This is a genomic window from Blautia sp. LMAG:36 (assembly GCF_008680535.1).
Classification (GTDB): Bacteria; Bacillota; Clostridia; order Lachnospirales; family Lachnospiraceae; genus Blautia_A; species Blautia_A fusiformis.
In genome coordinates this window covers 472,721-495,894 of record NZ_NALB01000003.1, presented here as the reverse complement: position 1 = coordinate 495,894, position 23,174 = coordinate 472,721, and the positions used below count along the sequence as shown (strand labels likewise).

Sequence of the window (23,174 nt, the reverse complement as noted above, 5' to 3'; positions counted from 1 at the left end):
AATAGCTCTCCTCCAATACATATACTTTTTTGTTCTTTGTTTTCCTAAAGAAAACCTTATACTTTACTTTTTGTTTACGTTCCTTAGTTATGCTATATATATAGCTTATCCTAATTCGCAAAATATGTCTATGAATTGGATTAGACAAAATATGCACTAAATGATACAATGATAAAAAGTACGAAAAGAGGTGCTGTCCTATGTATTTGAACACCGGTTATTTGAACCACTCACATATGGATTTCAAAGACAAAAGTCGTCCGCTGATTGTAGGTAGCTGTGGTACTTACCGTCTTTCCAGACATCCCAAACTTCCGACCTACCGTCCAAAGGGTCGTCTGGATTATCAGATTATATATATCACTGCTGGTTGTGGGCATTTTCATTTTGATAATGTAAATAATGAAACGATTGTTCCAGCCGGCAACATTGTACTGTACAGACCGAAAGAACTCCAAAAATATGAATATTACGGAAAAGATAAGACAGAAGTATACTGGATTCACTTCACAGGAAGCAATGTGAAAAATATCTTACGTCAATATGGGTTTCCGGATAAAGAACGTGTCTTTCAAGTGGGTACATCTAATGAATATGAACAAATTTTCAAACGTATCATTATCGAGCTGCAACGCTGTCAAGACAATTATGAGGAAATGCTTGTCCTTTTGCTACGTCATCTTCTGATCAGTTTCCACCGGGAACTGACAAGAGAGCACATATTAAAAAATGAATACCTTGATCATGAGATGGATAATGCTGTTACCTTTTTCAGTGAAAACTACAATCAAAATATCAATATTGATGATTATGCTACCTCACGAGGCATGAGTGTCAGCTGGTTTATCCGAAATTTCAAAAAATATACCGGTTCTACACCAATGCAATTCATTGTGGGAATCCGCATCAACAATGCTCAGATGTTACTTGAAACAACAACTTATTCCATCCATGAGATTTCTAAGATTGTCGGATATGATAACCAGCTTTATTTCAGTCGGCTTTTTCACAAGCTGAAAGGATATTCGCCGAGAGAATACCGAAAAATAAGAAATAGGTTATGAAATCTATAATGTCATAAAAACTAAATATCAAAAAAGGATGCCAACGAATCAAAGCAGATTACGTGACATCCTCTTCTTTTTATTAGTGCTATTTTATAAATTCAACCGAATAGTAATACATGTACTCATTATCTGTATCTATATGCTCCCCTGCAATATCCTGTATTGGCAACGAGCTTAACCCTTTTTCTCCATAAATCAGTGCTCTGTTCCATACTCTATCTTGCATTTGTTTTCAATAGTCGTTGCTGATCTTCCATAATATTCCCTGCTAAGAGACAAAGTATTCCACTGCGTTCTCAGGGAAGAATTACTTAAACTCACCATATAACTGAGCCGCAAGTGTTTTATTGTGCGCAAGTACCAAAGTTGGCTTGTTTAACTGGGCAATGACATTCGCCATGGTGAAGGTCTTACCGGAGCCTGTCACACCCAGCAAAGTCTCGAACTGGTTGCCTTCCTTAAAACCCTTGACCAGTTTTTCGATAACCTGAGGCTGGTCTCCTGTGGGTTGGTATTCGGAGTGTAATTTGAAATGATCCATACGGTTCTCCTTGTTGTTCTGAAATTTGTGGATATGTAAATACCGCCTGTTACTATATAAGAGAGTGCTTTTATCTTTATTATTGTTGCTTTTACAGTATATCATTCAGCGTAAAAAAAGTATAGGACAACCGAATATTTGTTCTGTACTTTTTACTGCACCACACAAAAAAGGCAGAGCCTGCTCCACTCAGACTCTGCCTCTCACTTTTTTCTTTTTATACTGCCGTCATTCTTCTACTTTTCTCTCATAAACGATCTCACCGCCAAGAACTGTCATATCCACTTTCGTGGTCTTGATCTCATCCGGATCAATCTTATAAATATCTTTCTCCAGAACTACGAAGTCTGCATTTTTTTCCACTTCGATGGTTCCGTTCTCGTCTTCTGTATAGGAAGCGTAAGCTGCGTTTTTTGTAAAAAGCTTCACCGCCTCATCTACAGACATTTTTTCGGATGGAATCCAGCCTTCCTGTGGCTGACCGCTGATATTTTTGCGGGTGACTGCAAAATAAATATTCTCCATGGCATCAAAGCTTACCACAGGAGCATCCGAACCGCCGGACGTATGGATTCCCATATCCAGCATGCTCTTCCATGCATACACCTTATCCATACGGTGTGCGCCGATGGCAGGTTCCACTGTGTTCATATCCAGATCGATAAATACCGGCTGGATATATGCCAGAAGATCCTGGTCTTTCATCCCCTGCAAAATACGCGGATTGGTGATCTGGCAATGTACGATACCATGTCTGCCCTTTTTATTATCCTTCCGGTAAGGAGATTTCGCAGCTGCCTCAATGACCATATCCATGGCACGATCGCCAATACAGTGTACCGCTGCCTGCATCTGATGCCGGTCAAAAAAAGCAAACAGATCGTCAAGCTCCTCCTGACTGAATGTGATGATCCCGGTATTTCCCGGCGAATCCTCGTAAGGCTCATTCATGGCCGCTGTTCTTGCACCAAGGGAACCATCCTGGATCAGCTTCATCGGTCCGACAGTAAAGTGATCCTCCCTCTGTCCGGTACGATATCCTTCCTCAATAAAAGCCTTCGCATCCTCCGCCCGCTCAAAAAGGCACTGCTCATAATGGCGGATACTCAGCTCTCCTCTGGCATCCAGTGCCTTATAGGAGGCCATGATCCGACGCCAGTTTTTCCCCGGAAGGGAGGCAAGATCATCGGACTGTACACCTGTAAATCCACATTCATTCAGCTTCTTCGCACTGTATTTGATGTAGTCTTCCACTTCTTCCTGGGATGGTGCTTCCAATACGGAAGAATAAAACTGTACTGCATTCTCCTTCAGAAGTCCGGTATCCAGGTCAACCTCCTTCTCAATCTCCGGGAACTCCGGGATTTTTTTCAGAAGCTCCAGACCGCAGCTGTTGCACACAGCCACATGCCCGCAGACACGCACCATAATGATGGGGATTTCCGTTGAGAGCGCATCCAGCTCATCCTTGTGCGGATAGCGTGGCTTATCAAAATGCTCCTCATTCCAGCCTCTGCAGTAGAGCCAGGTCAGCTTCTGACCTTTGCTCTCCTCCAGTCTTTTTTTTGCTGCGGCAAGCATTTCCTCAACACTTGTGCAGTCAAACAGTTTTACAGATCTTTCCACAAATGCATAATGCAGCATATGCATATGTGTATCCACAAAACCGGGCAGCATCAGCCTTCCCTTAAGGTCGATCCGCTTTTTGCAGGAAAAAGCTTCCGCTTCTTTATCCGTTCCCACAAAAACGATCCGGCCATTTTCGATTCCCACAGCCTCTGCCACTTTTTCACTGTCATCCAGTGTTCTTATACATCCGTTAAAAAAAATTGTATCCACTGTTTATTTTTCCTCTTTTTCTTTTTTATCCTCGTAGAAAAGTGCCATATCCTTGTCTACCTTTCCAATTCCCATGTAACGCGCCTTGTAATCCTTCAGCAGTTTAAAGAAAGTACCACTTAAGATAAATAATGTGGCAACATTTACAAATGTAGGGAATACGGTTGTAAAGTCTGCAATTACCCACAGCTGCGCCGGTGTTCCGTTTCCGTAAAGAGTAAGCACTGTGACCAGAAGACCCCATAATGGTGTTCCAAGGATAAAAACCTTCTCTGCGATCTTCAGAACCTTCTGATTATTTTTCAGCCAGTGCTTCAGGATCACGCTGTAGTAGGTGAACCATCCGGTTGATGTTGTTAATCCAAAAAGAAAAATACTGATCGCGATCAGTGCTCTCGCAATGGAGCCCATTCCAGACTCAAATGCTGTCAGTGTCAGCTCTGATCCCTGAAGTCCTGAATTCCAGTAGCCGGTAATGATAACAACAAGACCTGTCATGGAGCAGACTACGATGGTGTCTGCAAATACCTCAAATGCTCCCATCAGTCCCTGTTTTACAGGATGGTCTGTCTTTGCGGAAGCATGGATCATAGGAGATGTTCCCCAGCCTGCCTCGTTGCTGTATACGGAACGGGCAAAGCCAAGACGCATTGCTGTTGCAACACCGGCTCCCATAAATCCGCCGACTGCCGCCTGTGTTGTAAATGCACCCTTGAAGATCAGTCCAAAGGTTTCCGGCAGCTTGTCAAAATTCACTACCAGTATTGCGAGAGAGCCTACAATGTAAAGCATGCACATGATCGGTGTCATATAGGAAGAGATCACGCCGACTTTCTTTACACCGCCGATGATGATCAGATAGATCGCTGCCACATACAAAAGTGACGGTACGATGTACGGCAGGTGGAAGGTACTTCCGACAGCCTCTGATACTGTATAATTCTGCAAAGTAATGAACCATGTCATGAAAATACAGCCGCCGAACAGTACTGCAAAAAGTTTCCAGAAAGGAAGCTTTTTCTCTCCGCCAAGACCCTTCTGCATGTAGTAGGTCGGGCCTCCCTGGTACTCACCGTTTGGCTGTTTCTCTCTGTAGTATACAGCAAGTGTTACCTCTGCCATCTTGATGACCATGGCAAGAAGCGCTGCGATCCAGAGCCAGAATAATGCCCCAGGTCCTCCTGTTGCAATAGCCGTTGCAACACCGGACATATTGGATACACCAACAGTACCTCCGATCGCAATGGAAATAGCCTGGAACGGTGTCAGGCTCTTTCCGTCATCTCCGCCTTCCTGGCGACGTTCTTTACTGAACATGTTTTTCACAATGTAACCAAAATGGCGAAACTGGAAGAAACCGGAACGTACTGTCAGATATACGCCTGTAGCGAGGATCGTGATCAGCAGCGGCAGTCCCCAGAGCCAGTTGGTCAGATTTTCAAATAATTCAAACATCTTTTCCTCTCCTGTCCTTCTTATTTTTTGTCTTTTGCATCCATTCGGAAAATCTGTGTATAGAATATAAAAAATCCCCGGAACATGAAGGCAGATACGGATATCCGGTGTTCCCGACATACAGCTCTTCTGCCATATATCTGCGAGCCCCGTTTCTATCCTCTTTATCCTTCATGCTCTGGGGATCTTACATTTCAGCCCACGAATCTTCCAAACGATGACAGTATATCACAGTTCCGGAGGAATTTCTACTTTTTCTGTTTGAATTTTGTATTTTTATTCATTTTTCGTGAATATTACTATTTTACCGTATGGATTCCGGATACTCCACCCCTTCCGGCATGGAATCCCATTCGTTAAGGCCAAGGCTCTGCTTGAATTTCGCCTGTTCAAGCGTAAGCGTCGGGAGATCATCCTGCAGATAATCCATCAGCTCGCTGATGCCTTCCCTGGTCTTGTTATTTACCATGAAGATCCGTTCACAGCCCATGTTCTCCATCCACTGTCTGACCATGGGAATGTTGGCATGGGGAGAATCCACCTTGGTGATGATCCCGATCAGCGGCCGTAGTAGAAAATTCCTGCTGCCGTCACTAAACAGGTTAAAGGGCTCATTGGCTGCCTGTACAATGGCGATCACATCCGCCTCAAAGGAAAAGCAGGCCAGTCCTACGCTGAAATGCTTGGATTCCGCATATTCTCCCGGTGAATCAATAGTATCTTCATTTGTATTGGTATACTGAGTCTTATGATAATGAAGCTCTTCCCCTTTAAGCGCCTGTGTCAGGGATGTTTTGCCAGCTTCACTTCGACCCATCAGAAAAATTTTTTTCATTTTTTATCCCGTCCTGCCTCAGCTTCTGTGGATCTTACAGACATCGAATTTCAATGTCTCATGGAAAAATCGTACCACTTCCTCCACGGCTGTCATCACTTCCGTAAAACCGCCTGTCAGGATCAGCGTCCCGCAGAAACGATCCATAAATCCTACTTCCACATGAGCTGCCTTCACTGCAACATCTGCCGCAACCACGATTGCCTCCCAGGGTGTGACACGGACCATGCCGATGGCATCTCCTCTGTGATCTTCACCTTCATGAACACCGATATGTAACGCAAGATTCTCATATATCGATCTGTCATTTGGTGTAAAAACATGTGCAAAGGAAAGCTCCTTTCCAGGTACTCTCACCCGGGTCAGCCGAAGTCTTCTTCCCTTAAGGTTCTCATAATCATCATGAAACAGCCTCTCCAGCAGTTCTTCCTTTGTTATCCGTTCTTCCATGGTACACTTCCTTATCTCTTGGTGATATTGCATACTACATATCCCAGAGTATCACGGAAATAATCCACGATCTCCTCCATTGCAGTCTGCACATCGGAAATCTCTCCTGTTATGATCAGTGTTCCTGTAAAACGGTCTGCAAATCCAAGATACACATTACCGCTCTTCACAGCAATATCGGATGCGATCACAGCAGACTCGGAAGGTGTCATGTTCATGATACCAATTGCAGATGATCCATAGTCCACCTGCGGATTCAGTCCAAGCTTCTGATATATGATAGGTGCCGGACCACCCATGATATGGGCAAATGTGATCTCCTTACCGGCTACGGTTTCCTGTACGATTCTGATCTGATCTCTATGTTCATCCGCCATTGATGATTCCTCGCTTTCAAAAATTTCGTATTACAGCATTTTTTTAATTACTGCTATATTCTTCCCGATTGATCTATAGCACTCTCAGAAATTACTGCATCAAGTTCAGCTGTGCAAAACATAATTTGATGCGTCAGATGTTCTCGACGTACGTAATATTCGATAAGCCGGACTCTGTTCATCCGGCTTATAATTTCCCTACGTTAAATTTTACTATCTGAGCCTCTTAATGTCAATACAATTCTTCGAAAATAAGGCAAAAAACAACGTTAATCGAAATATAAATCCACAGAAAACAACATCTATTTCCACATCAGGATAAAAATCATTCAAAAATCTGCTTAAAACTCAAACGCCTTCTTAATACTGTCATAATGCAGGAATTTTCCCTCTGCGGCAAACGCCCGGATCTGCTCCAGGGTTGCAAACATATATCCGTCTGTCTCTTCTGTCTGAAGCTTCAGATCCTTATCCTCCACATCCATGACAAAACGATACACATCCACAAAGTAATTATCTCCTTCCCCCGGGTTCTCTCTTTTATATGTAAAAAGGTATCCGCCCTCTGCCTCACTGGCGTCCAGTCCGGTCTCCTCTTTCACCTCACGGAGTACTGCATCACGGGAAGCCTCTCCTGCCTGGGCTGCACCGCCGGAAACCTCCCACCAGCCCGGAGCCCAGGCCTTTGTCATCACACGTTTAGTAATAAGAAAGGTCTTGTCCGGTCTTGCTACCACGCCCAAAACTGTCAGATGATACTCTCCATCCTTTAAACACCAGTCATTGCGCTTCATAGTTCGTCCTGTCGGTTTCTTATCTGCATCGTAAATATCCCAGAATTCCATTTTATCTATCTCCTGTCTTTTTACAGAACGCGGAAATACAGTCTTACATTTGATCCGTTTCAGCCTGCCCGTTTCTCCGTTTTCTGTATCTTTTTTATTTGTTATGATAACACGTTAAAATCATATATGTAAACCCCTGGATCCGATACCATTTTCCAGTTAACGTTACCGTTCTACATCTGTTTTTTTCACATTATAAACATGCAAGTACCTGCAGCCTGAAAGATGATATACAAAAATCTATAGATTATTTTTATTATATCGCTCGTATTATGAATTAGTTTTATAGATTATTCTGTTATATAATTAACACAAACAAACGATTCTATTTAAAATAACCAGGGAGGTTTTTTTCAGATGAAGAATGATTATCCGCATATTTTTTCCCCATTAACCGTTAAAAATATGACTATCAAGAACCGTATTGTTATGATGCCGATGGGCACCAACTACGGTGAACAGAACGGCGAAATGAGTTTTCTTCATATCAATTATTATGAGCAGCGTGCAAAGGGTGGCACAGGTCTCATCATCGTAGAGAACGCAAGCATCGATTCCCCGCAGGGCTCCAACGGAACCACACAGCTGCGCATCGACCATGACAACTATCTGCCACGTCTTTTCAAATTCTGTGAAAATATTCATAGATACGGAACAAAGATCGCGATCCAGATCAACCATGCCGGAGCTTCCGCTGTTTCTTCCAGGATCAACATGCAGCCGGTTTCCGCATCTGACGTTCCATCCAAAGAAGGCGGCGAGATCCCGCGTCCTCTTTCCAAAGACGAGATTCTTCACATCGTAAAAAAATACGGTGAGTCTGCAAAACGTGCACAGACAGCTGGCTTTGACGCGGTAGAGATCCATGCAGGACACTCCTATCTGATTAGTCAGTTCCTCTCCCCGATCACAAACAAACGTACCGATGAATTCGGCGGATCTGTTGAGAACCGTACCCGTTTCTGCCGTATGGTCATCGATGAGGTAAGAAAACAGGTAGGACCTTTCTTCCCGATCATGCTCCGTCTCAGTGCGGATGAGCTGATGGAGGGCGGAAATACACTGGAGGATACTCTGGAATACCTGGATTATCTTCAGGAAGAGGTTGATATCTTTGATGTCTCCTGCGGACTTAACGGTTCCATCCAGTACCAGATCGATGCAAATTATCTCCCGGACGGATGGCGTTCCTACATGGCAAAGGCCGTAAGAGAAAAATTCAACAAGCCATGTATCTCCATGGGTAATGTCCGTGACCCGAAGGTTGCTGAGCGTATCCTGGCTGACGGTGATGCAGACCTGATCGGTATGGGCCGTGGTCTGATTGCAGACCCTGCATGGGTAAACAAGGTTGCCACAGGTCATGAGTGTGACCTCCGCAAATGTATCTCCTGTAACGTTGGCTGTGCCGGAAACCGTATCGGTGTAAACCGTCCGATCCGCTGTACTGTAAACCCATCTGTTCTTGAGGGCGATGTATATAAGAAAAAACATGTAAATAAAAACTGCAACGTGGTCGTTATCGGCGGCGGCACTGCCGGACTGGAAGCTGCCTGTACAGCCGCAGAGGTTGGATGCAATACCTTCCTTCTGGAAAAAGGCAATGAGCTTGGCGGACTTGCATCTCTGATCTCAAAGATCCCTGCAAAGAACCGTCTTGCTGATTTCCCTCACTATCTCATGCATCGTGCTGAACAGCTTGATAATCTTTACATCTTCAAAAACACAGAAGGAACACCGGAAAACATCCGCAAGTTCCATCCGAATATCATCGTAAGCTCCACCGGCTCCGCTCCGCTTCTGCCTCCGATCGCAGGACTGAAGGATCGTATTGACAACGAGAACCATAATATTTATTCTATTCTTGGTATGATCAGCCACATTAATGATTTTCCGAAGGATCTGGAAGGCAAAAAGGTTGTTGTTGTAGGCGGCGGTGCTGTAGGTCTTGATGTTGTGGAATTCTTTGCTGACAGAAACGCAGACATCTCTATCGTTGAGATGATGGATCAGATCGGACGTGATCTTGACCCGGTAAGCAAAAATGACACAAAGACCATGATGAAAAAACACAATGTACATCAGCTTACAAAAACTGCTCTCCTTGAGGTTAAGGATTCTTCCTTCCTTGTCAGGGGCGACGGTGAGCCTTATGAGCTTCCATTTGAGTACGGCTTCGTATGTCTCGGAATGAGAGCTCAGGGACAGCTTTACCAGAGTCTCACAGAGGAATTTTCTTCTGAGGATGTTGAGATCATGAACATCGGCGACAGCCAGAGAGCAAGACGAATCATTGACGGTACCCAGGAAGGACGTAACATCCTTACCGTTCTTGAGCAGAAGGGATACCTTTAATATTTTTCCGCTATACCCTTTCCGGGAACATTTCAATCCTTCTACCGGAAAGTGTATATAGATCTGTTACAGTTCACTCGTTGATCCGTAACATAGATTTTCCACGTCTTCCTCCCCCGCAGCCGTCCGGAGAATGTCCGCAGCTTCTTCAGGCCTATGTGGCGGGAGGTTTAAAAAGACAAATCTTCATCCAGATTTTACCAATGAGAGGAGTTATTACCATGTCAGAAAGAATCACAGGACATACCGAACTGATCGGCCTTATGGCATATCCGATCCGCCACTCCAGCTCTCCCGCCATGCAGAACGAGGCTTTCGCAAAGCTTGGCTATGATTATGCATACCTTGCATTTGAGGTTGGCGCAGACGAGATCGAGGATGCTGTAAAAGCCATCCGTACTCTGAAAATGAGAGGTTCCAACGTTTCCATGCCGAACAAAACTCTGGTAGGCCAGTACCTTGATGAGCTTTCACCGGCAGCAGAAATGTGCGGCGCTGTAAACACCATCGTTAATGATCATGGTCATCTTACAGGCCATATCACAGACGGTATCGGATTTATGGCAGCACTGAAAGACAATAACATCGACGCCATCGGAAAGAAAATGACCATCGTAGGTGCAGGTGGTGCCGCAACTGCTATCGAGATTCAGGCAGCACTTGACGGTGTAGGCGAGATCGTGATCTTCAACCGCAAAGATGAATTCTGGGACCGTGCAGTATCTACGGTAGAAAAGATCAACACCAGAACTTCAAGCCATGCTGTTCTCTATGATCTGGCAGATCTTGACCAGCTGAAAAAAGAAATGGCTGACAGTTATATTTTCGTAAATGCGACAGGTGTTGGAATGAAACCACTGGAAGGTCAGTCCGTTGTTCCGGACAAGTCTTACTTCCGCCCGGAGCTTATCGTTGTTGACGTGCCTTACTCCCCTCTTGAAACTGCTATGCGTTCTATGGCAAAGGAAGTTGGCTGCAAGACAATGAACGGCCTTGGCATGATGCTTTTCCAGGGCTCCGCTGCATTTGAACTGTGGACCGGCGAACCGATGCCGATCGAGCATATGAAAGAGATTCTTAACATCAGATACGACGACTAAACTGCTATCTGTTCCTGTCGTATCAGAAAGGACCATTATGAAAACAGTTCAGGTAAGAAATATTACACTCGGCGAGGGAAGACCGAAGATCTGTGTCCCGATCGTGGGACAGACAAAGGATGATATCCTCCTTGAGGCAGGGACCTTCGCAAGGATCCCCGTAGACGTTGTGGAATGGCGTGTTGACTGGTTTGAGGACGTTTTTGACACAGACAAGGTTCTAGATGTGGCAAAAGATCTCCAGACCGTTTTAAAGGACACTCCGATCCTCTTCACCTTCCGTACTGCAAAGGAAGGCGGAGAAAAAGCCATCTCCAACGAAGCTTACAAAGCACTCAACATGGCTGTGGCAAAAAGCGGCTATGTAGATCTTATTGATGTAGAAGCCTTCACAGGTGAGGATATCGTAAAAAGCATGATCCGGGAGGCTCACAGCTATGGCGTAAAGGTCATCGCTTCCAACCATGATTTTGACGCAACTCCTGAGAAGGATGAGATCGTGCGCCGTCTTCGCATGATGCAGGACTATGGTGCAGATATCCCGAAAATGGCTGTTATGCCAAGAAACAAGCAGGACGTGCTTACACTCTTAAGTGCCACGCTGGAAATGTCCGAGCAGTTCGCCGACCGCCCGATCATTACCATGTCCATGGCAGGTACCGGTGTTGTCAGCCGTCTCACCGGCGAAACCTTTGGTTCCGCCCTTACCTTCGGTGCAGCTACCAAAGCTTCCGCACCGGGACAGATCAATGTCAATGAGCTTGCGCAGGTTCTTGACATTATCCACAAAAGCCTGTGATCCTGTGACCTCCCATAAAAAGGATCTACGGTAGATTTTTGTAACAGAACATGAATTATAAACCAAATTTTAAACCCAATTGATGTAACAAATTTTTGCAATCTTAATCCCATAATAGCAAATCTATTAAAAATAATAATTAAAAACAACAAATCTCATGACAAAAAGAAGAAGTGTGCTGACCCATCCAGCACACTTCTTCTTTTTCTTTTTTATATCTTTGTTATTCCTCTGATCGATTTTTATCCTCGATTGCATTCTCCTCTTTCTTTCTGGGATCCCAGTTTGAAAGGAAGATATTCAGGCCAAAGCCTACAGCCAGGGCCCATGCGGATGCCCATGCAGTTCCCTGGGTTGCAAGCACTGCTGCCATAACACCTGCGATCATCTTGTCACGGTCTGTTCTGCAGTAATCCATACCAATCCTTGCACAGACAAATGCCTGGAACATCAGAGTAATGGATGAACCGACTCCGAAGATCGGACGGAAGAAGCTTACAACCGGAATGATCAGCACACTTAAAAACGTTGCGATACGGAAGGACGCCATACCACCGATCAGAGACTTCATGGCTTTCTTTCCCTCCTTGTAACGGATGGAAACAGATACTGTCATTCCAACCCATAACGGACCGGAAAGCGGCGGAAACGGAGCAATGACGGAAAGGATCAGATTTCTAAGGCCGCTGACCAGGTTGGAACGGCTGGAATTGAAATCAATATACTCATCGTTTCTGGACTGACGTGCCTCTGTAACCAGTGTCTCTGTGGTAACAAAATCACCAAATGCGATAACATAGCATACAAGTGCCAGAGGAAGTGCTTTGACAAACATGGAAACCGGCGGGATTCCCACACCAAAGATACTTACCTGGGAGATGATCTCTTTGAACTGGGGGATCTTGATAAAGGTTCCCAGCTCAAGACCAGGCGCATCCAGCTCTCCTACAAGAAGACCTACCACCATGGCGATCAGATATGGGAAAAGGTTTCCATATCTGGCAACAAGATCCAGGAATTTGTTATTCTTTCTCTTCTCCTGATATTTATCCGAAAAGCTGATCAGGACCAGAAGGCCTACACCGGCAACGATGGCCAGCGGATACTTATGCATATTGCCGCCATCACCCAGCTGTCCTGCCATAACCGTCACCGGCGCAGCAAGAAGGATACCACCCTTAACAGAATTTGGTACTGCATGGACAAATTTATCCGCAAGCTTGGTGACACCCATAAATATGAACACCAGACCAACCAGCATCTGCAGGGCGATCATTGCCTGGATACGTTCTTTTCCCATAGGGAAGCCTTCCAGGAATACGATAGTCAGCGGAAGGGTCGGTGTGATCCATCCCGGTACAACCGGATCGCCAAGTAAGCTGTGTAGCATATACAGCATGGTCTCTATGATCACACAGCTCCATGCCAGCTCATAAGGCAGTCCCAGATACTGTTCAAGATAAGGAACAGCCGCCAGTGCCGTAACTCCAAGGATCAGACCCTGGATAAACTCTACGGACTCAATTTTATAGTGAATAAACGGAAAACGAATCTGAAATGGCCCAAACGGAATGTAGGGCAGTTCGTTTTCTCTTCGCTGTCTTGCTGCACGTGCCATAACGATTCTCCTTTATCGTTTTTTTTGATAATACATATATAGTATCTTTTATTTTGTAAGTTTGTTAATTAACAAACATTTTCAGAAACGGTAAAGTCCAATCCGGGAATTGTTCCCGAATTGGAACTTTGTTTTGCACAGATTCAGTCATCTTTGTCTGTATCCATACAATGATTCACTTTTTTTACTGTAGTCAAACGGATATTCACCCCAAGGGATTTCCTTGATTCAGTCAAGCCTCTTTTCCACGGTTCATCTTAACGAACAGTGCAAGAAGGATTCCTATGAATGTCACTGCCATATTGAGAAGCAGGATCATTCTCGGAGCACTGGTTCCGGCAGTCTTTGTAATGTAGCCGGCCAGTGTCAGAATGGTGTAGTTCGCAACGCTGGATGCGATCATGACCATGGATGTTGCAGTTCCCTTGTTTTCCGGGAAGAACTCCGCAGTTGTGGAAACAGCCAGCTGAAGCACACCGCCTGCGCCTGCAAAACCGATCACAAATCCACCGATAAGACAGATTGTCGGATTCTGGATAAAGTAGCAAAGTCCCAGCATGATGAAAGAGATCAGTGGATAAATGATCAGGATATTGATCTCCTTCAGTCCTTTTTTGATAAATACAGAGGAACACAGGATTGCTGCAAAGGTTCCTACTGCATAGAATGATTGGATTTTGGAAGGATCACTTAAGTTATAAAGCTTTCCGAGCTCCTGGTTACAGTTCAGCCACAGCATGAATGTAGAAGAGCTTGTAAATCCGATGAGGATTGCTGCAAGAGCTGCAGGAGTGATCTTTAATTTTGCTTTTTCTTTCTTTACTGTACCTGCTGTATTTCTCTCCGGGAATGGCAGGAACAGAATCAGGATTCCATCGATAAAGATCGCAGCACCTGCAACAATAAAAATGGTTCTGTAGGACATATTCGCCGCTGCTACAAATCCGATGAGGAAAGGAAGCAGAAACTGGCTGATACACATGGAGAATTTTGTAAACAGGTTCGCTACAGAAGGATTGTTTACATAAATCTCCATACATGTCGGGCTTACGCAGGTGTCCAGGAAGGAGTTTGCGATACCGCCTACAATGGCAAAGGCGTAGGCAACTCCCATAGACGGAGCAAATGCGATTCCCATAAAGTATGCTGCATAACAGATTACGCCGATGATTCCGCTTAATCTGCGTCCGAATTTGTCGGACAGGGGACCGGAAAACGGAAGAGAGATCAGTCTTCCAAGTCCAAGTGCGGCAATTACAGATACTACCATGCTGACATCCATAGTTCCATCACTTAAAGCCTTTGCTCCCCAGTGAGCCGCAAGCTCCGGCTTGTACTGACCCATGATGGAAGCTCCGATTCCATGGATGAAATATGTAAAATACAGCGCGATAGAAGTAATCACTAAATTTTTCTTACCTGTCTGGCTCATTTTTCTTATTTCCCTTCGTTCTCAGCCTGAAATTTCTGGTACTCATCTGTCGGCATCTCAAGACCTGTGTAAAGCTTGTAAGATGCTGCACCCTGCCACAGAAGCATTCCTTTTCCGCCTACCGCAAGCTTCACGCCTGCTTCTTTTGCTTCTTTTACCATCTTTGTCTCGGCCGGATTGTATACGCAGTCAGCAACAACAAGATCCTTATGGAACATGGATTTATCAACCAGTGTGATGTCATCATGTGGTTTCATTCCTGCAAGTGTTCCGTTCGCGAGGATATCTGCGTTTGCGATCTCTTCTCTCAGTTTGTCCTGGTCGTCAAGGCAATATACGCTTACTTTGCAGTCCGGTACTTCTTTTGCAAGCTTCTCAGCAGTTCCTTTTGCTCTGTCAAGGAATGGATCGTCAGGATTGAAGATCGCAATGGATGCAGCGCCGTCAAGGGCACACTGTACAGTAAGGGCTGTAGCTGCACCGCCTGCTCCGAGGACTACCATCTTTTTACCCTTTACATCAACACCGTGCTCTTTCAGATTGCGGACAAATCCGATACCGTCTGTGATATGTCCAACAAGTTTTCCATCCTCATTTACGATGGTGTTTACAGCGCCGATGATCTTTGCTGCCGGTGAAAGCTCGTCTACACACTGAGCTACTTTGTTCTTGCAAGGCATGGTTACATTGCAGCCTCTCATTTTGAACAGACGCATTGCATCAAGAGCTGCCGGAACCTGATCCTCTTTGATATCAAATGCCATGTAAGCATAGTCCAGGTTATGGTACTGGAAGCTGAAGTTGTACATAGCCGGGGATCCGGAATGTCCTACAGGGCTTCCGATCAGTGCAAGTAAACCAGTTGTTCCTTTAATTCTCTGTTCCATTTCTTTTTACCTCCTGCATTTTCCCCTGTCAGACACCGGATATATTTTCTCCGGTGTCTGACAGGTCATCTTTTTAATTTTTGTACTGTCCGTTTTATTGGATAGATTGGCAGATCAGATCCTGGAAGCTACCTCATAAGCCTCTTTTGTTGCATCCAGTGCACGTCTTGCACGGATAGCATCTCCGATCACATGTGTCTCAGGTACAAGGTCTTTGATCTTCTCTTCCAGAGGATTGTAGTTGCGGAATCCCATGGAAAGGATCACAGAATCATATCCTCTTGACTCGTGACGTACTCCGTCAGCGGTCTCATATTCTACACCGTCTTCATAGAATTTGCATACCTTTGCTCCGGTGATCTCCTTGATTCCGTAGTCCTCGAAATCCTTCATCAGATATACTCTGTGCTCGTGGATCACGTCTGCACCTACGGTATCACGGAACTCGATAACAGTTACATCATGCTCCTGCTCGCCTAAAAATGCAGCTGTCTCGCATCCAACCATTCCACCGCCGACAACGAGAACCTTTTTGCCTGCTGCTCTCTTGCCATCCAGAAGGTCTGAGCCGTGGATGATAGCCGGATTGTCGATTCCCTCGATCGGAAGGATCAGAGTCTTGGAACCGGTGGCAATGATCACGCTGTCCGGCTTCTCTTCTTTGATAAGCTCCGGAGTTACCTCACAGTTCATCACGATCTTAACGCCATCCTTCTGGCAGCGATGGATGTAGCTGCGGATCATGTTTGTGATGTCACCTTTTCCTGGCGGATATGCAGCAAGTCTCATGTTTCCGCCGAGAACATCTCCTGCCTCATAAAGTGTTACCTCATGTCCTCTCTCTTTTGCGATAAATGCAGCGGAAAGTCCTGCAACACCGCCACCGATAACCATAACCTTCTTCGGCTCTTCCGCTTTCTCAAGCGGCTCTGCCTCATGACCCAGGAATGGGTTTGTCAGACAGCATACCGGATTTCCTGCATACATGTTTGCAACACAGCCCTGAAGACAGGCGATACAAGGAGTCATATCCTCAAGACGCTCTTCCTGTGCTTTCTTCGGCATAGCCGGATCTGCAAGGCTCTGACGTCCGAATGCTACAAGGTCTGCTCTTCCTTCTTTTACCATCAGTTCTGCGAACTGTGGCTCTGTATAACGTCCAACTGTGATCACCGGGATATTTACCGCACGTTTGATCTCCTCAACCTCTGCTGCAGAGAATCCACCGTGGATAGCAGTCGGTGCCCACATAAACTCATCCTTGATATGAACGGCACGGGATACATGGAGTCCGTCCAGTCCGCAGCTTTCCAGATATGCTGCGATTGCTGCACTGTCGTGGACATCAAGTCCGCCCGGAACCTCATCTGCACAGTTGATTCTTGCAAGAACTGCAATTTTTCCCTGTGTTGCTTTTTTAACTTCCTCGATGATCAGACGGGAGAAACGCATACGGTTCTCAAAACATCCGCCAAACTCATCCACTCTCTTGTTTGTTCTCGGAGAAAGGAAGGTACTTACCAGATAACCGTGTGCCATATGGATCTCAACAGCATCTGCTCCTGCTTCCATTGCTCTTCTTGCTGCCTCACCGTAGCCTTTGATCAGCTCGTAAACTTCCTCAGTTGTAAGCTGCTTCGGAATATCACGGCCGCACACTGACGGGATACTGGTTGCTGCTGTGATCGGTGCTCCTGCGTTCTTTGCATTACCTTCCGGACCTGCGTTCTGAAGCTGGATGGACACCTTTGCTCCTTCTGCATGACATCCGTCGATAACCTTGCGGAAGCTCTCGATCGTAGAGTCGTCATAAAGACATGGTTTACGCGGGCCGCCCTTTGCGCCCTTGTGAACTACAGTAGCCTCGATGGTGATCAGACCAAATCCGCCTTTTGCTCTTTCTCTGTAATATGCAGCGGACTGCTCACTCATTGTTCCGTCTGTGTTTGCAAAGTTATTTCCCATTGGCGGAACAACAAAACGATTCTTTACTGTCATAGGACCGATCTCGATCGGCTGAAACATCGCATTGAATTTCATATGCGTTCTCCTTTCCTTTGAAACAATCTTTTTGTTTCTTTCACGGTAACGCCCTGTCACCGGTATGACGTCGGAAACAGGGGCCCGTCTGAAATATTAGTTTCTTATATTAATTACAGTACTTCCGGCCAAGCCTCTTCCAGTACCTTCTTTGTGTTCTCATATGTATGTTTTGCAGCATACTCGATACCTTTTTCAAGGTTTGCATCGCTGATAACCTCTACGCCGATGGCATTTGGTCTGATGCCTTTTTCTTTGATCATTTTTACGAACGGTACTGTTGTTCCGATTCCTGTTCCAGGAGCAAGACGGTCATGCATGGACTCATCTCTTAAGATCGTTGTTGCATATGGTCTTTCCCATACATCGTTGATCTGGATGGATACGATTTTGTCTGCCGGGATTCCCTCAAGTACGGAAAGCTCGATCGGCTGGTTTGCTCTTACCCAGTGCCATGTATCAAGGATCAGTTTCGCATTCTCGCAGTCAGCAGCTTTTACAACAGCCCAGCCCTTTTTCACATCCGGGATTCCGCTGTATGGCATTGGCTCAACACCGATGATGTATTTGCCTGCTCTGTGGCAAAGCTCACGAAGCTTCTGTGCTGTGTACTCTACGGAATAGTTCTCCATCAGTCCGCAGTTGATCTGTTTTACGTTAAATAATTCACACATATGGAAGCAGAGCTGTTCTTTGTATTTCTGCTCATAGGAACGATGCTCCTCTGCCCACTGCACGATGTACTCAACCTCTGTTACCTTCATGTCATATTTATCCAGGATTGCCAGGATATCCTCGTCGAAAAGTCCCTCATTCAGGGCATCTACGTAGGTTTCTGCTCTCAGGCCGATTCCCTCATAGCCAGCCTCTTTGGCAGCTTTTACACGGTCCTCAAATTTGCACTGATCTCCCAGTGTCCAGGAACTGATTGTGATTGGAAATTCTTTTGACATGATAATTCCTCCTGAAAATTTAAATAATTTTATTTGTTTTTTTTAAATTATTTTGTATCTTTTTTCTATAAGCATTATATAACTTTGTTAAATACAAAACAAATTGATTGTACCAGGAGAATCCATAGATTTTATCAATATATCATGTTATACTATATAAAACACATTCAGCCGTATTGCCGCCGTCACTGCATACGGCCCGGCAAATCTCTTATGTCTGTCAGACTTACCGGGGATCTGTCCGAAGTAAAACATTCAGATAAACTTACGAAAGGAGTATTAAAAAATGAATCTGTATCATCTTCGCTATTTCGTGACACTGGCTCATCTGGAACATTATACAAAAGCTGCGGATGTTCTGGCCATCACACAGCCCAGCCTAAGTCACGCGATCTCTTCTCTGGAGGAAGAGCTTGGAGTGAAATTATTTGAAAAAAACGGACGGAATGTTTCTCTCACCAAATATGGCAAGTCTTTTCTGGAGGATGTGGAACAAACCCTGAACCGGCTGGATTCCTCTGTAAACGGTCTCCAGCTTGCAGGAAAGGGAGAAGGACAGATCGATGTGGCTTTTCTCAGAACTCTGGGTGTTGACTTTATGCCAAAGATCATCCGCAGCTTTCTTAATGCTAATATGGGAAAACAGATCCATTTCAATCTGTTCTGCGATAAGGTGCTTACCGGCGATATCCTCACCGGACTGAAAGAGAAGAAATACGATATCGGCTTCTGTTCCAAATTTGACGACGAACCACTGATCGAATTTATTCCGGTTGCCAAGCAGGATCTGGTCGTCATCGTTCCGCCGGAACATCCTCTTGCTGAGAAATCCGAGATCCATCTGGAGGAAACGCTTCCATACAAGCAGATCATCTTCAAGAAGAGAAGCGGTCTCCGCCAGATCATTGACCAGTTATTTAAGAGCATCGGTCAGTACCCGGATGTAGCTTTTGAGATCGATGAGGATCAGGTTGCCGCAGGGTTTGTTGCCAATGATTTCGGCATCTGCATTGCACCGGATATCCCGATCCTGCACTCTCTGAACCTTAAGATCCTGCCCCTTGTCTCTCCAAGCTGGCAGCGGAATTTCTACATGGCCATGCTGAAGGATGTATACCATCCGCCGGTCGTGGAAGCCTTTAAAAAATTTGTGATCGAGGAAACCTCGAGGGAAATTTTTTATAAGACCAATTAAACGATCTGTTCATCTGCAAATATATGGTCCGGATCTTTTATATCATAAAGGACAGCTGTCTGATCTCCGTTCTGTTTCTGTACGGTTTATCGGACAGCTGTCCCTTTTATATGTAAAACTATTCTGTTTTATGATCAGCAGTTATTTATTTGCCTCTGCCTCACGAAGTCTGTGGATCAGCTCCTCGCAGATCTCAAGCTCACTCTTTCCGTCTGTCTCAACAACTATATCTGCTGCTGCCTCATATTTCGCGCGACGTTTTTCCAACAGATCAGCGATAAATGAAACATTTTTGTTGTTCTCAAGTAAAGGACGGTCATGATTATCCTTTACACGTTCCAGAATAGTTTCCGGCTTTGCAGTCAGAAGTACAACACGGCCATTTTTTTTCATCTCGGTAACATTGCGCTCCCGCATCGGAACACCACCGCCACAGGATACTACAACATTAGATCTGGACTGCATCTCGATCAGAAGATTTGTCTCGAGCTCACGGAAATACTCTTCACCGTAAGTCTCAAAGATATCGGAAATGCTCATTCCCTGTCTCTCCACGATACACTGATCCATCTCCACAACATCCATGGCAAGAACATTCTTCAGATAATCGGAGATCGTAGATTTACCAGCTCCCATAAATCCGATCAGGAAGATATTATAATTGAAAAGATTTCTGGACTGGATTCTTTTACTGTTCTGTGTGATGCTTGCAAAAACATCATTGACCTCTTTCTTATGACGTCTGCCTTCCATTCTAGCTTCCAGCCATCCTTTCTGCTTCGCCTCCTGTTCCGGCTGAAGTACCGGAAGATCGTTAGCTTCCTTGTATACCATGATGTCCTCTACGATCCTGTTTCTCATAAGGAGTGCGTCCAGGATGATCTCATCGCACTGTCCAAGGCTTTCTCTTAATACTTCTAACTGGTTCATAATATCTCCTTTACTTCGTTCATTTTATTACGGATTTCCGTCATCACTTTATCACTTTAAACCAAGTATCTGTCCTTATTATACCAACTGGTCATTTTTATCTCAACCCAAATTTTCATTGAATTTACGCATGTGATCTATAGATTATTTTTATAATTTTTAGGCACGGCAAAGATATCTGACGCAGGACTTCACGCTATGATGGACTGGATTGTTTGCAGTAATTTATGGAATTGCTATAGTATTCACGCCAGGATCTGTGTCAAAAAAATCTCCGCCCTTTTACAGAAGCAGAGATTTTTTACAGAAATTTTATCACCAAGATTCTACTGTATCACTTCATAGATCCGGTAATGCTTGTATATATAATCCCGGAACTGCTCCACAAGCGCACTTGGATACCGGTTTTTCATCATTCCCATGTATATGTAACGACGGCAGTGCAGATTCTCAATATTTAAGATTTTCACAGGAAGTGTATGGATCACCGGTACATCCGGCACAATGCCTACACCAAATTCCTCCGCCACCATACCTGCCAGTGCACCATCCTCTTCTACCTCAAAGGCCGTCTCCGGTGAAAGTCCTTCCTTTTCGAAAAGCTCCCGGATCACAAAATACAGTCCGCTTGCAGGGGTAAAGGTCACCTGCGGATACTGCCCCAGCTCTTTTATGGTCACTGAATTTCGGTCTGCAAGAGCATGGTTCTCAGGCACTACAGCCACCAGCTTTTCTTCTGACACCGGCACGAAGCTGATCTCCTTCTCGCCCTCTGCCCGGGAACAGAAGATCACGTCGAATTTCTCTTCTTTCAGACCCCGGATCAGACTTCCGGTAGCTGCATTCTGAAAACGGAAATCAATCTTCTTCCCCTCCTGTTCATTAAGGAAGCCCCGGACAAGCTCCGGGATAAATCTGCGTCCCTGGGTATGGATATACCCGATGGAAATACTTCCTCCCGGAATCCTTGCCGCTTCCTGTATCCTCTCCACACCAAGATTCAGGATATGTAAGGAGTCCTGCACATATTTCAGAAACATTTCCCCGTATTTGGTCATGGTCACATTTCTTCCGTGACGCTCAAAAAGTGGAACCTGCAGTTCCTTTTCAAGGTTGGAGATCGCATGGCTCAGGCTTGGCTGGGTTATATCCAGCCTCTTGGCTGCTCTGGTATAATTTTCGATCTGGGCAAGAGTCACAAAATATGTGAGCTGATTTAAGTTCATATGTCAAAAAATCCTTTCTTTCCTCCGCGCGAGAGACTTTCAGGCAGGTAAGCTCAGACACCTCGCTGCCTGGTCTGTTTCACACTCCAAGGCTCAGGAGTTCTTTTCCCGCCGCAAGTCTCTCATAAAACTGCTCATAAAAATCCCGCTTCTCATCATAAGGCTTCCTGTAAAACTGGTTCACCACATACATGTTCAGGTTTCGGATCAGATCACTGTCCTCGCTCTCATAGAGAACCGACTGGACATCCAGAAGAAAATAATGCCAGTCACAGACAAATTTTTCGTAATTTCGAAAATCCGGAGTATCTACCCATTTCCGGACCTTGATCTTACTGCGGCTGGTCTTTTTGCACTCGTGGATCTGAAGGATGTATTTAAAACTCCCGTCCTCATAGTATCTTCCCAGCGGGAACAAACGGCAGAAGCCCGGACGGAAACTGTGGATGGAGCATCTTCCGTTGCCATTCAGAAATACGCATCGTTCCTCTGCCCCTGTCATCCTAAGATGCGGCAGAATATTTCCGTCTGTGACGCCAAGCTCTATTTTTCCGGCAAGCAGCTGGTCCACACTTAAGTGAAGTCCCTGACTTAACCGCCATACATCCAGCGGATCCAGTACAACAGAATCTCCCATTCCCGTACAGCAGTCAAAACAGCCCTTACAGTCCTGACAGTCTGCCTTTACCATGTCATTTGCCTCGTATAAACGACCGTCGGAAATTTCCTCCAGTGTAACCTCCCGCCGCATCAGACAAGTGCCTCCAGTCCTGTAACTCCCCAGTCCTCAGCCAGGCTTTTCAACCCGTCCAGGATCTCCTCCCTGGAATAATCGTGATCATCCAGGTAATCTACGTCCATATCATTGAGATGCAGATAAAAGGTAAGGGCAAGCTCCAGATAATCCGGATCATCTTCCTCCATGTTCATAAGAAGCTCATTTTCCGCTCCGTTGATATCACCCTCATCAGCAAGTCCGATAACCTTCTTAAAAAGCTGGTCTGCCTCTGTATAATCTGCCTCTGCTGCAGGAAGTGTATACTGCGGCATATCTCCCTTAAGAAGAAGTCTTGTGATCAGTCTTGCGATATCCTGAATATTTCCTGACATTCTGTCATCCTGTAATCCCAAATCGTTTTCCTCTCTTTCTGCTGTCCTGTTCTGCCAGACACATTTCTCCGACCGATGTATCTGCATCCGGTCCTCCGCTCATCCGAACCCCGGATATCT

General features: G+C 45.2%; 21 protein-coding genes and 1 pseudogene. 5 read left to right on the top strand and 17 right to left on the bottom strand.

Going from position 1 to position 23,174, the window contains the following annotated elements; genetic code table 11:
* The first annotated feature begins 200 nt into the window (after nucleotides 1-200).
* Complete coding sequence (locus tag CCC17_RS02530; protein WP_092069611.1) at nucleotides 201-1,064, top strand: AraC family transcriptional regulator; 864 nt, start codon at nucleotides 201-203, stop codon at nucleotides 1,062-1,064.
* A 313-nt stretch (nucleotides 1,065-1,377) separates the two neighbouring features.
* Here the strand turns inward: CCC17_RS02530 and CCC17_RS02525 are convergent.
* The 8 genes and pseudogenes from CCC17_RS02525 to CCC17_RS02490 form a co-directional block, all read right to left on the bottom strand.
* Nucleotides 1,378-1,608: pseudogene (locus CCC17_RS02525) on the bottom strand (DEAD/DEAH box helicase family protein); the annotation flags it as partial.
* A gap of 228 nt (nucleotides 1,609-1,836) precedes the next feature.
* Complete coding sequence (locus CCC17_RS02520) at nucleotides 1,837-3,447, bottom strand: amidohydrolase (protein WP_021652309.1); 1,611 nt, start codon at nucleotides 3,445-3,447, stop codon at nucleotides 1,837-1,839.
* Between the two features lie 3 nt (nucleotides 3,448-3,450).
* The gene (locus CCC17_RS02515) at nucleotides 3,451-4,902 is read right to left on the bottom strand and encodes an alanine/glycine:cation symporter family protein (protein ID WP_021652308.1); all 1,452 of its coding nucleotides are present in this window, start codon (nucleotides 4,900-4,902) and stop codon (nucleotides 3,451-3,453) included.
* Complete coding sequence (locus CCC17_RS02510) at nucleotides 4,895-5,077, bottom strand: hypothetical protein (protein ID WP_015527038.1); 183 nt, start codon at nucleotides 5,075-5,077, stop codon at nucleotides 4,895-4,897. Before CCC17_RS02510 ends, CCC17_RS02515 begins: the two co-directional genes overlap by 8 nt.
* A 129-nt stretch (nucleotides 5,078-5,206) precedes the next feature.
* Nucleotides 5,207-5,737: a EutP/PduV family microcompartment system protein gene (locus tag CCC17_RS02505; protein WP_022426452.1), complete on the bottom strand. Its 531-nt coding sequence runs from the start codon at nucleotides 5,735-5,737 to the stop codon at nucleotides 5,207-5,209.
* An 18-nt stretch (nucleotides 5,738-5,755) separates the two neighbouring features.
* Nucleotides 5,756-6,187 carry a BMC domain-containing protein gene (locus tag CCC17_RS02500; protein ID WP_044961969.1) on the bottom strand — a complete coding sequence of 144 codons (432 nt, stop codon included), beginning with the start codon at nucleotides 6,185-6,187 and terminating at the stop codon, nucleotides 5,756-5,758.
* A gap of 11 nt (nucleotides 6,188-6,198) precedes the next feature.
* A complete protein-coding gene (locus CCC17_RS02495; protein ID WP_015527035.1) occupies nucleotides 6,199-6,564 on the bottom strand; it encodes a BMC domain-containing protein in 366 nt (121 codons plus the stop codon).
* Between the two features lie 341 nt (nucleotides 6,565-6,905).
* Entirely contained in the window at nucleotides 6,906-7,409 is a 504-nt protein-coding gene (locus tag CCC17_RS02490; protein WP_118624127.1) for an NUDIX hydrolase, read from the bottom strand.
* Nucleotides 7,410-7,766: 357 nt separating this feature from the next.
* Between CCC17_RS02490 and CCC17_RS02485 the strand changes: the two genes are divergently transcribed.
* From CCC17_RS02485 to aroD, 3 genes are all read left to right on the top strand, one after another.
* Nucleotides 7,767-9,764 (top strand): oxidoreductase, encoded by a 1,998-nt coding sequence (locus CCC17_RS02485; protein ID WP_287082451.1) that lies wholly within the window; start codon nucleotides 7,767-7,769, stop codon nucleotides 9,762-9,764.
* A 221-nt stretch (nucleotides 9,765-9,985) separates the two neighbouring features.
* Nucleotides 9,986-10,864 carry a shikimate dehydrogenase gene (locus CCC17_RS02480; protein WP_118608570.1) on the top strand — a complete coding sequence of 293 codons (879 nt, stop codon included), beginning with the start codon at nucleotides 9,986-9,988 and terminating at the stop codon, nucleotides 10,862-10,864.
* 37 nt (nucleotides 10,865-10,901) lie between these two features.
* Nucleotides 10,902-11,663: a type I 3-dehydroquinate dehydratase gene (gene aroD / locus CCC17_RS02475; protein WP_287082450.1), complete on the top strand. Its 762-nt coding sequence runs from the start codon at nucleotides 10,902-10,904 to the stop codon at nucleotides 11,661-11,663.
* A gap of 223 nt (nucleotides 11,664-11,886) precedes the next feature.
* Here the strand turns inward: aroD and CCC17_RS02470 are convergent, their stop codons facing one another.
* From CCC17_RS02470 to CCC17_RS02450, 5 genes are all read right to left on the bottom strand, one after another.
* Nucleotides 11,887-13,281: a hypothetical protein gene (locus CCC17_RS02470; RefSeq protein ID WP_287082449.1), complete on the bottom strand. Its 1,395-nt coding sequence runs from the start codon at nucleotides 13,279-13,281 to the stop codon at nucleotides 11,887-11,889.
* 232 nt (nucleotides 13,282-13,513) lie between these two features.
* The gene (locus tag CCC17_RS02465) at nucleotides 13,514-14,713 is read right to left on the bottom strand and encodes an MFS transporter (RefSeq protein WP_021652301.1); all 1,200 of its coding nucleotides are present in this window, start codon (nucleotides 14,711-14,713) and stop codon (nucleotides 13,514-13,516) included.
* Nucleotides 14,714-14,718: 5 nt separating this feature from the next.
* Complete coding sequence (gene aroE, locus CCC17_RS02460) at nucleotides 14,719-15,600, bottom strand: shikimate dehydrogenase (protein WP_015527027.1); 882 nt, start codon at nucleotides 15,598-15,600, stop codon at nucleotides 14,719-14,721.
* Nucleotides 15,601-15,714: 114 nt separating this feature from the next.
* Nucleotides 15,715-17,640, bottom strand: coding sequence for an FAD-dependent oxidoreductase (locus CCC17_RS02455; RefSeq protein ID WP_287082447.1), 1,926 nt, complete (start codon nucleotides 17,638-17,640; stop codon nucleotides 15,715-15,717).
* 113 nt (nucleotides 17,641-17,753) lie between these two features.
* Nucleotides 17,754-18,593, bottom strand: a complete 840-nt coding sequence (locus CCC17_RS02450) for a sugar phosphate isomerase/epimerase family protein (RefSeq protein WP_022426446.1) — start codon at nucleotides 18,591-18,593, stop codon at nucleotides 17,754-17,756.
* Nucleotides 18,594-18,879: 286 nt separating this feature from the next.
* On the opposite strand from CCC17_RS02450, the gene CCC17_RS02445 reads away from it, so the two are divergent.
* The gene (locus CCC17_RS02445) at nucleotides 18,880-19,788 is read left to right on the top strand and encodes a LysR family transcriptional regulator (RefSeq protein ID WP_173775628.1); all 909 of its coding nucleotides are present in this window, start codon (nucleotides 18,880-18,882) and stop codon (nucleotides 19,786-19,788) included.
* Nucleotides 19,789-19,929: 141 nt separating this feature from the next.
* On the opposite strand, the gene CCC17_RS02440 is transcribed toward CCC17_RS02445, so the two are convergent.
* From CCC17_RS02440 to CCC17_RS02425, 4 genes are all read right to left on the bottom strand, one after another.
* The gene (locus tag CCC17_RS02440) at nucleotides 19,930-20,718 is read right to left on the bottom strand and encodes a shikimate kinase (RefSeq protein ID WP_021652296.1); all 789 of its coding nucleotides are present in this window, start codon (nucleotides 20,716-20,718) and stop codon (nucleotides 19,930-19,932) included.
* Between the two features lie 326 nt (nucleotides 20,719-21,044).
* Entirely contained in the window at nucleotides 21,045-21,944 is a 900-nt protein-coding gene (locus CCC17_RS02435; RefSeq protein WP_015527022.1) for a LysR family transcriptional regulator, read from the bottom strand.
* A 79-nt stretch (nucleotides 21,945-22,023) separates the two neighbouring features.
* Nucleotides 22,024-22,695, bottom strand: a complete 672-nt coding sequence (locus CCC17_RS02430; protein WP_114002017.1) for a YkgJ family cysteine cluster protein — start codon at nucleotides 22,693-22,695, stop codon at nucleotides 22,024-22,026.
* A complete protein-coding gene (locus CCC17_RS02425) occupies nucleotides 22,695-23,141 on the bottom strand; it encodes a DUF6483 family protein (protein ID WP_242981955.1) in 447 nt (148 codons plus the stop codon). The genes CCC17_RS02430 and CCC17_RS02425 overlap by 1 nt, the downstream gene beginning before the upstream one ends.
* Between the last annotated feature and the right edge of the window lie 33 nt (nucleotides 23,142-23,174).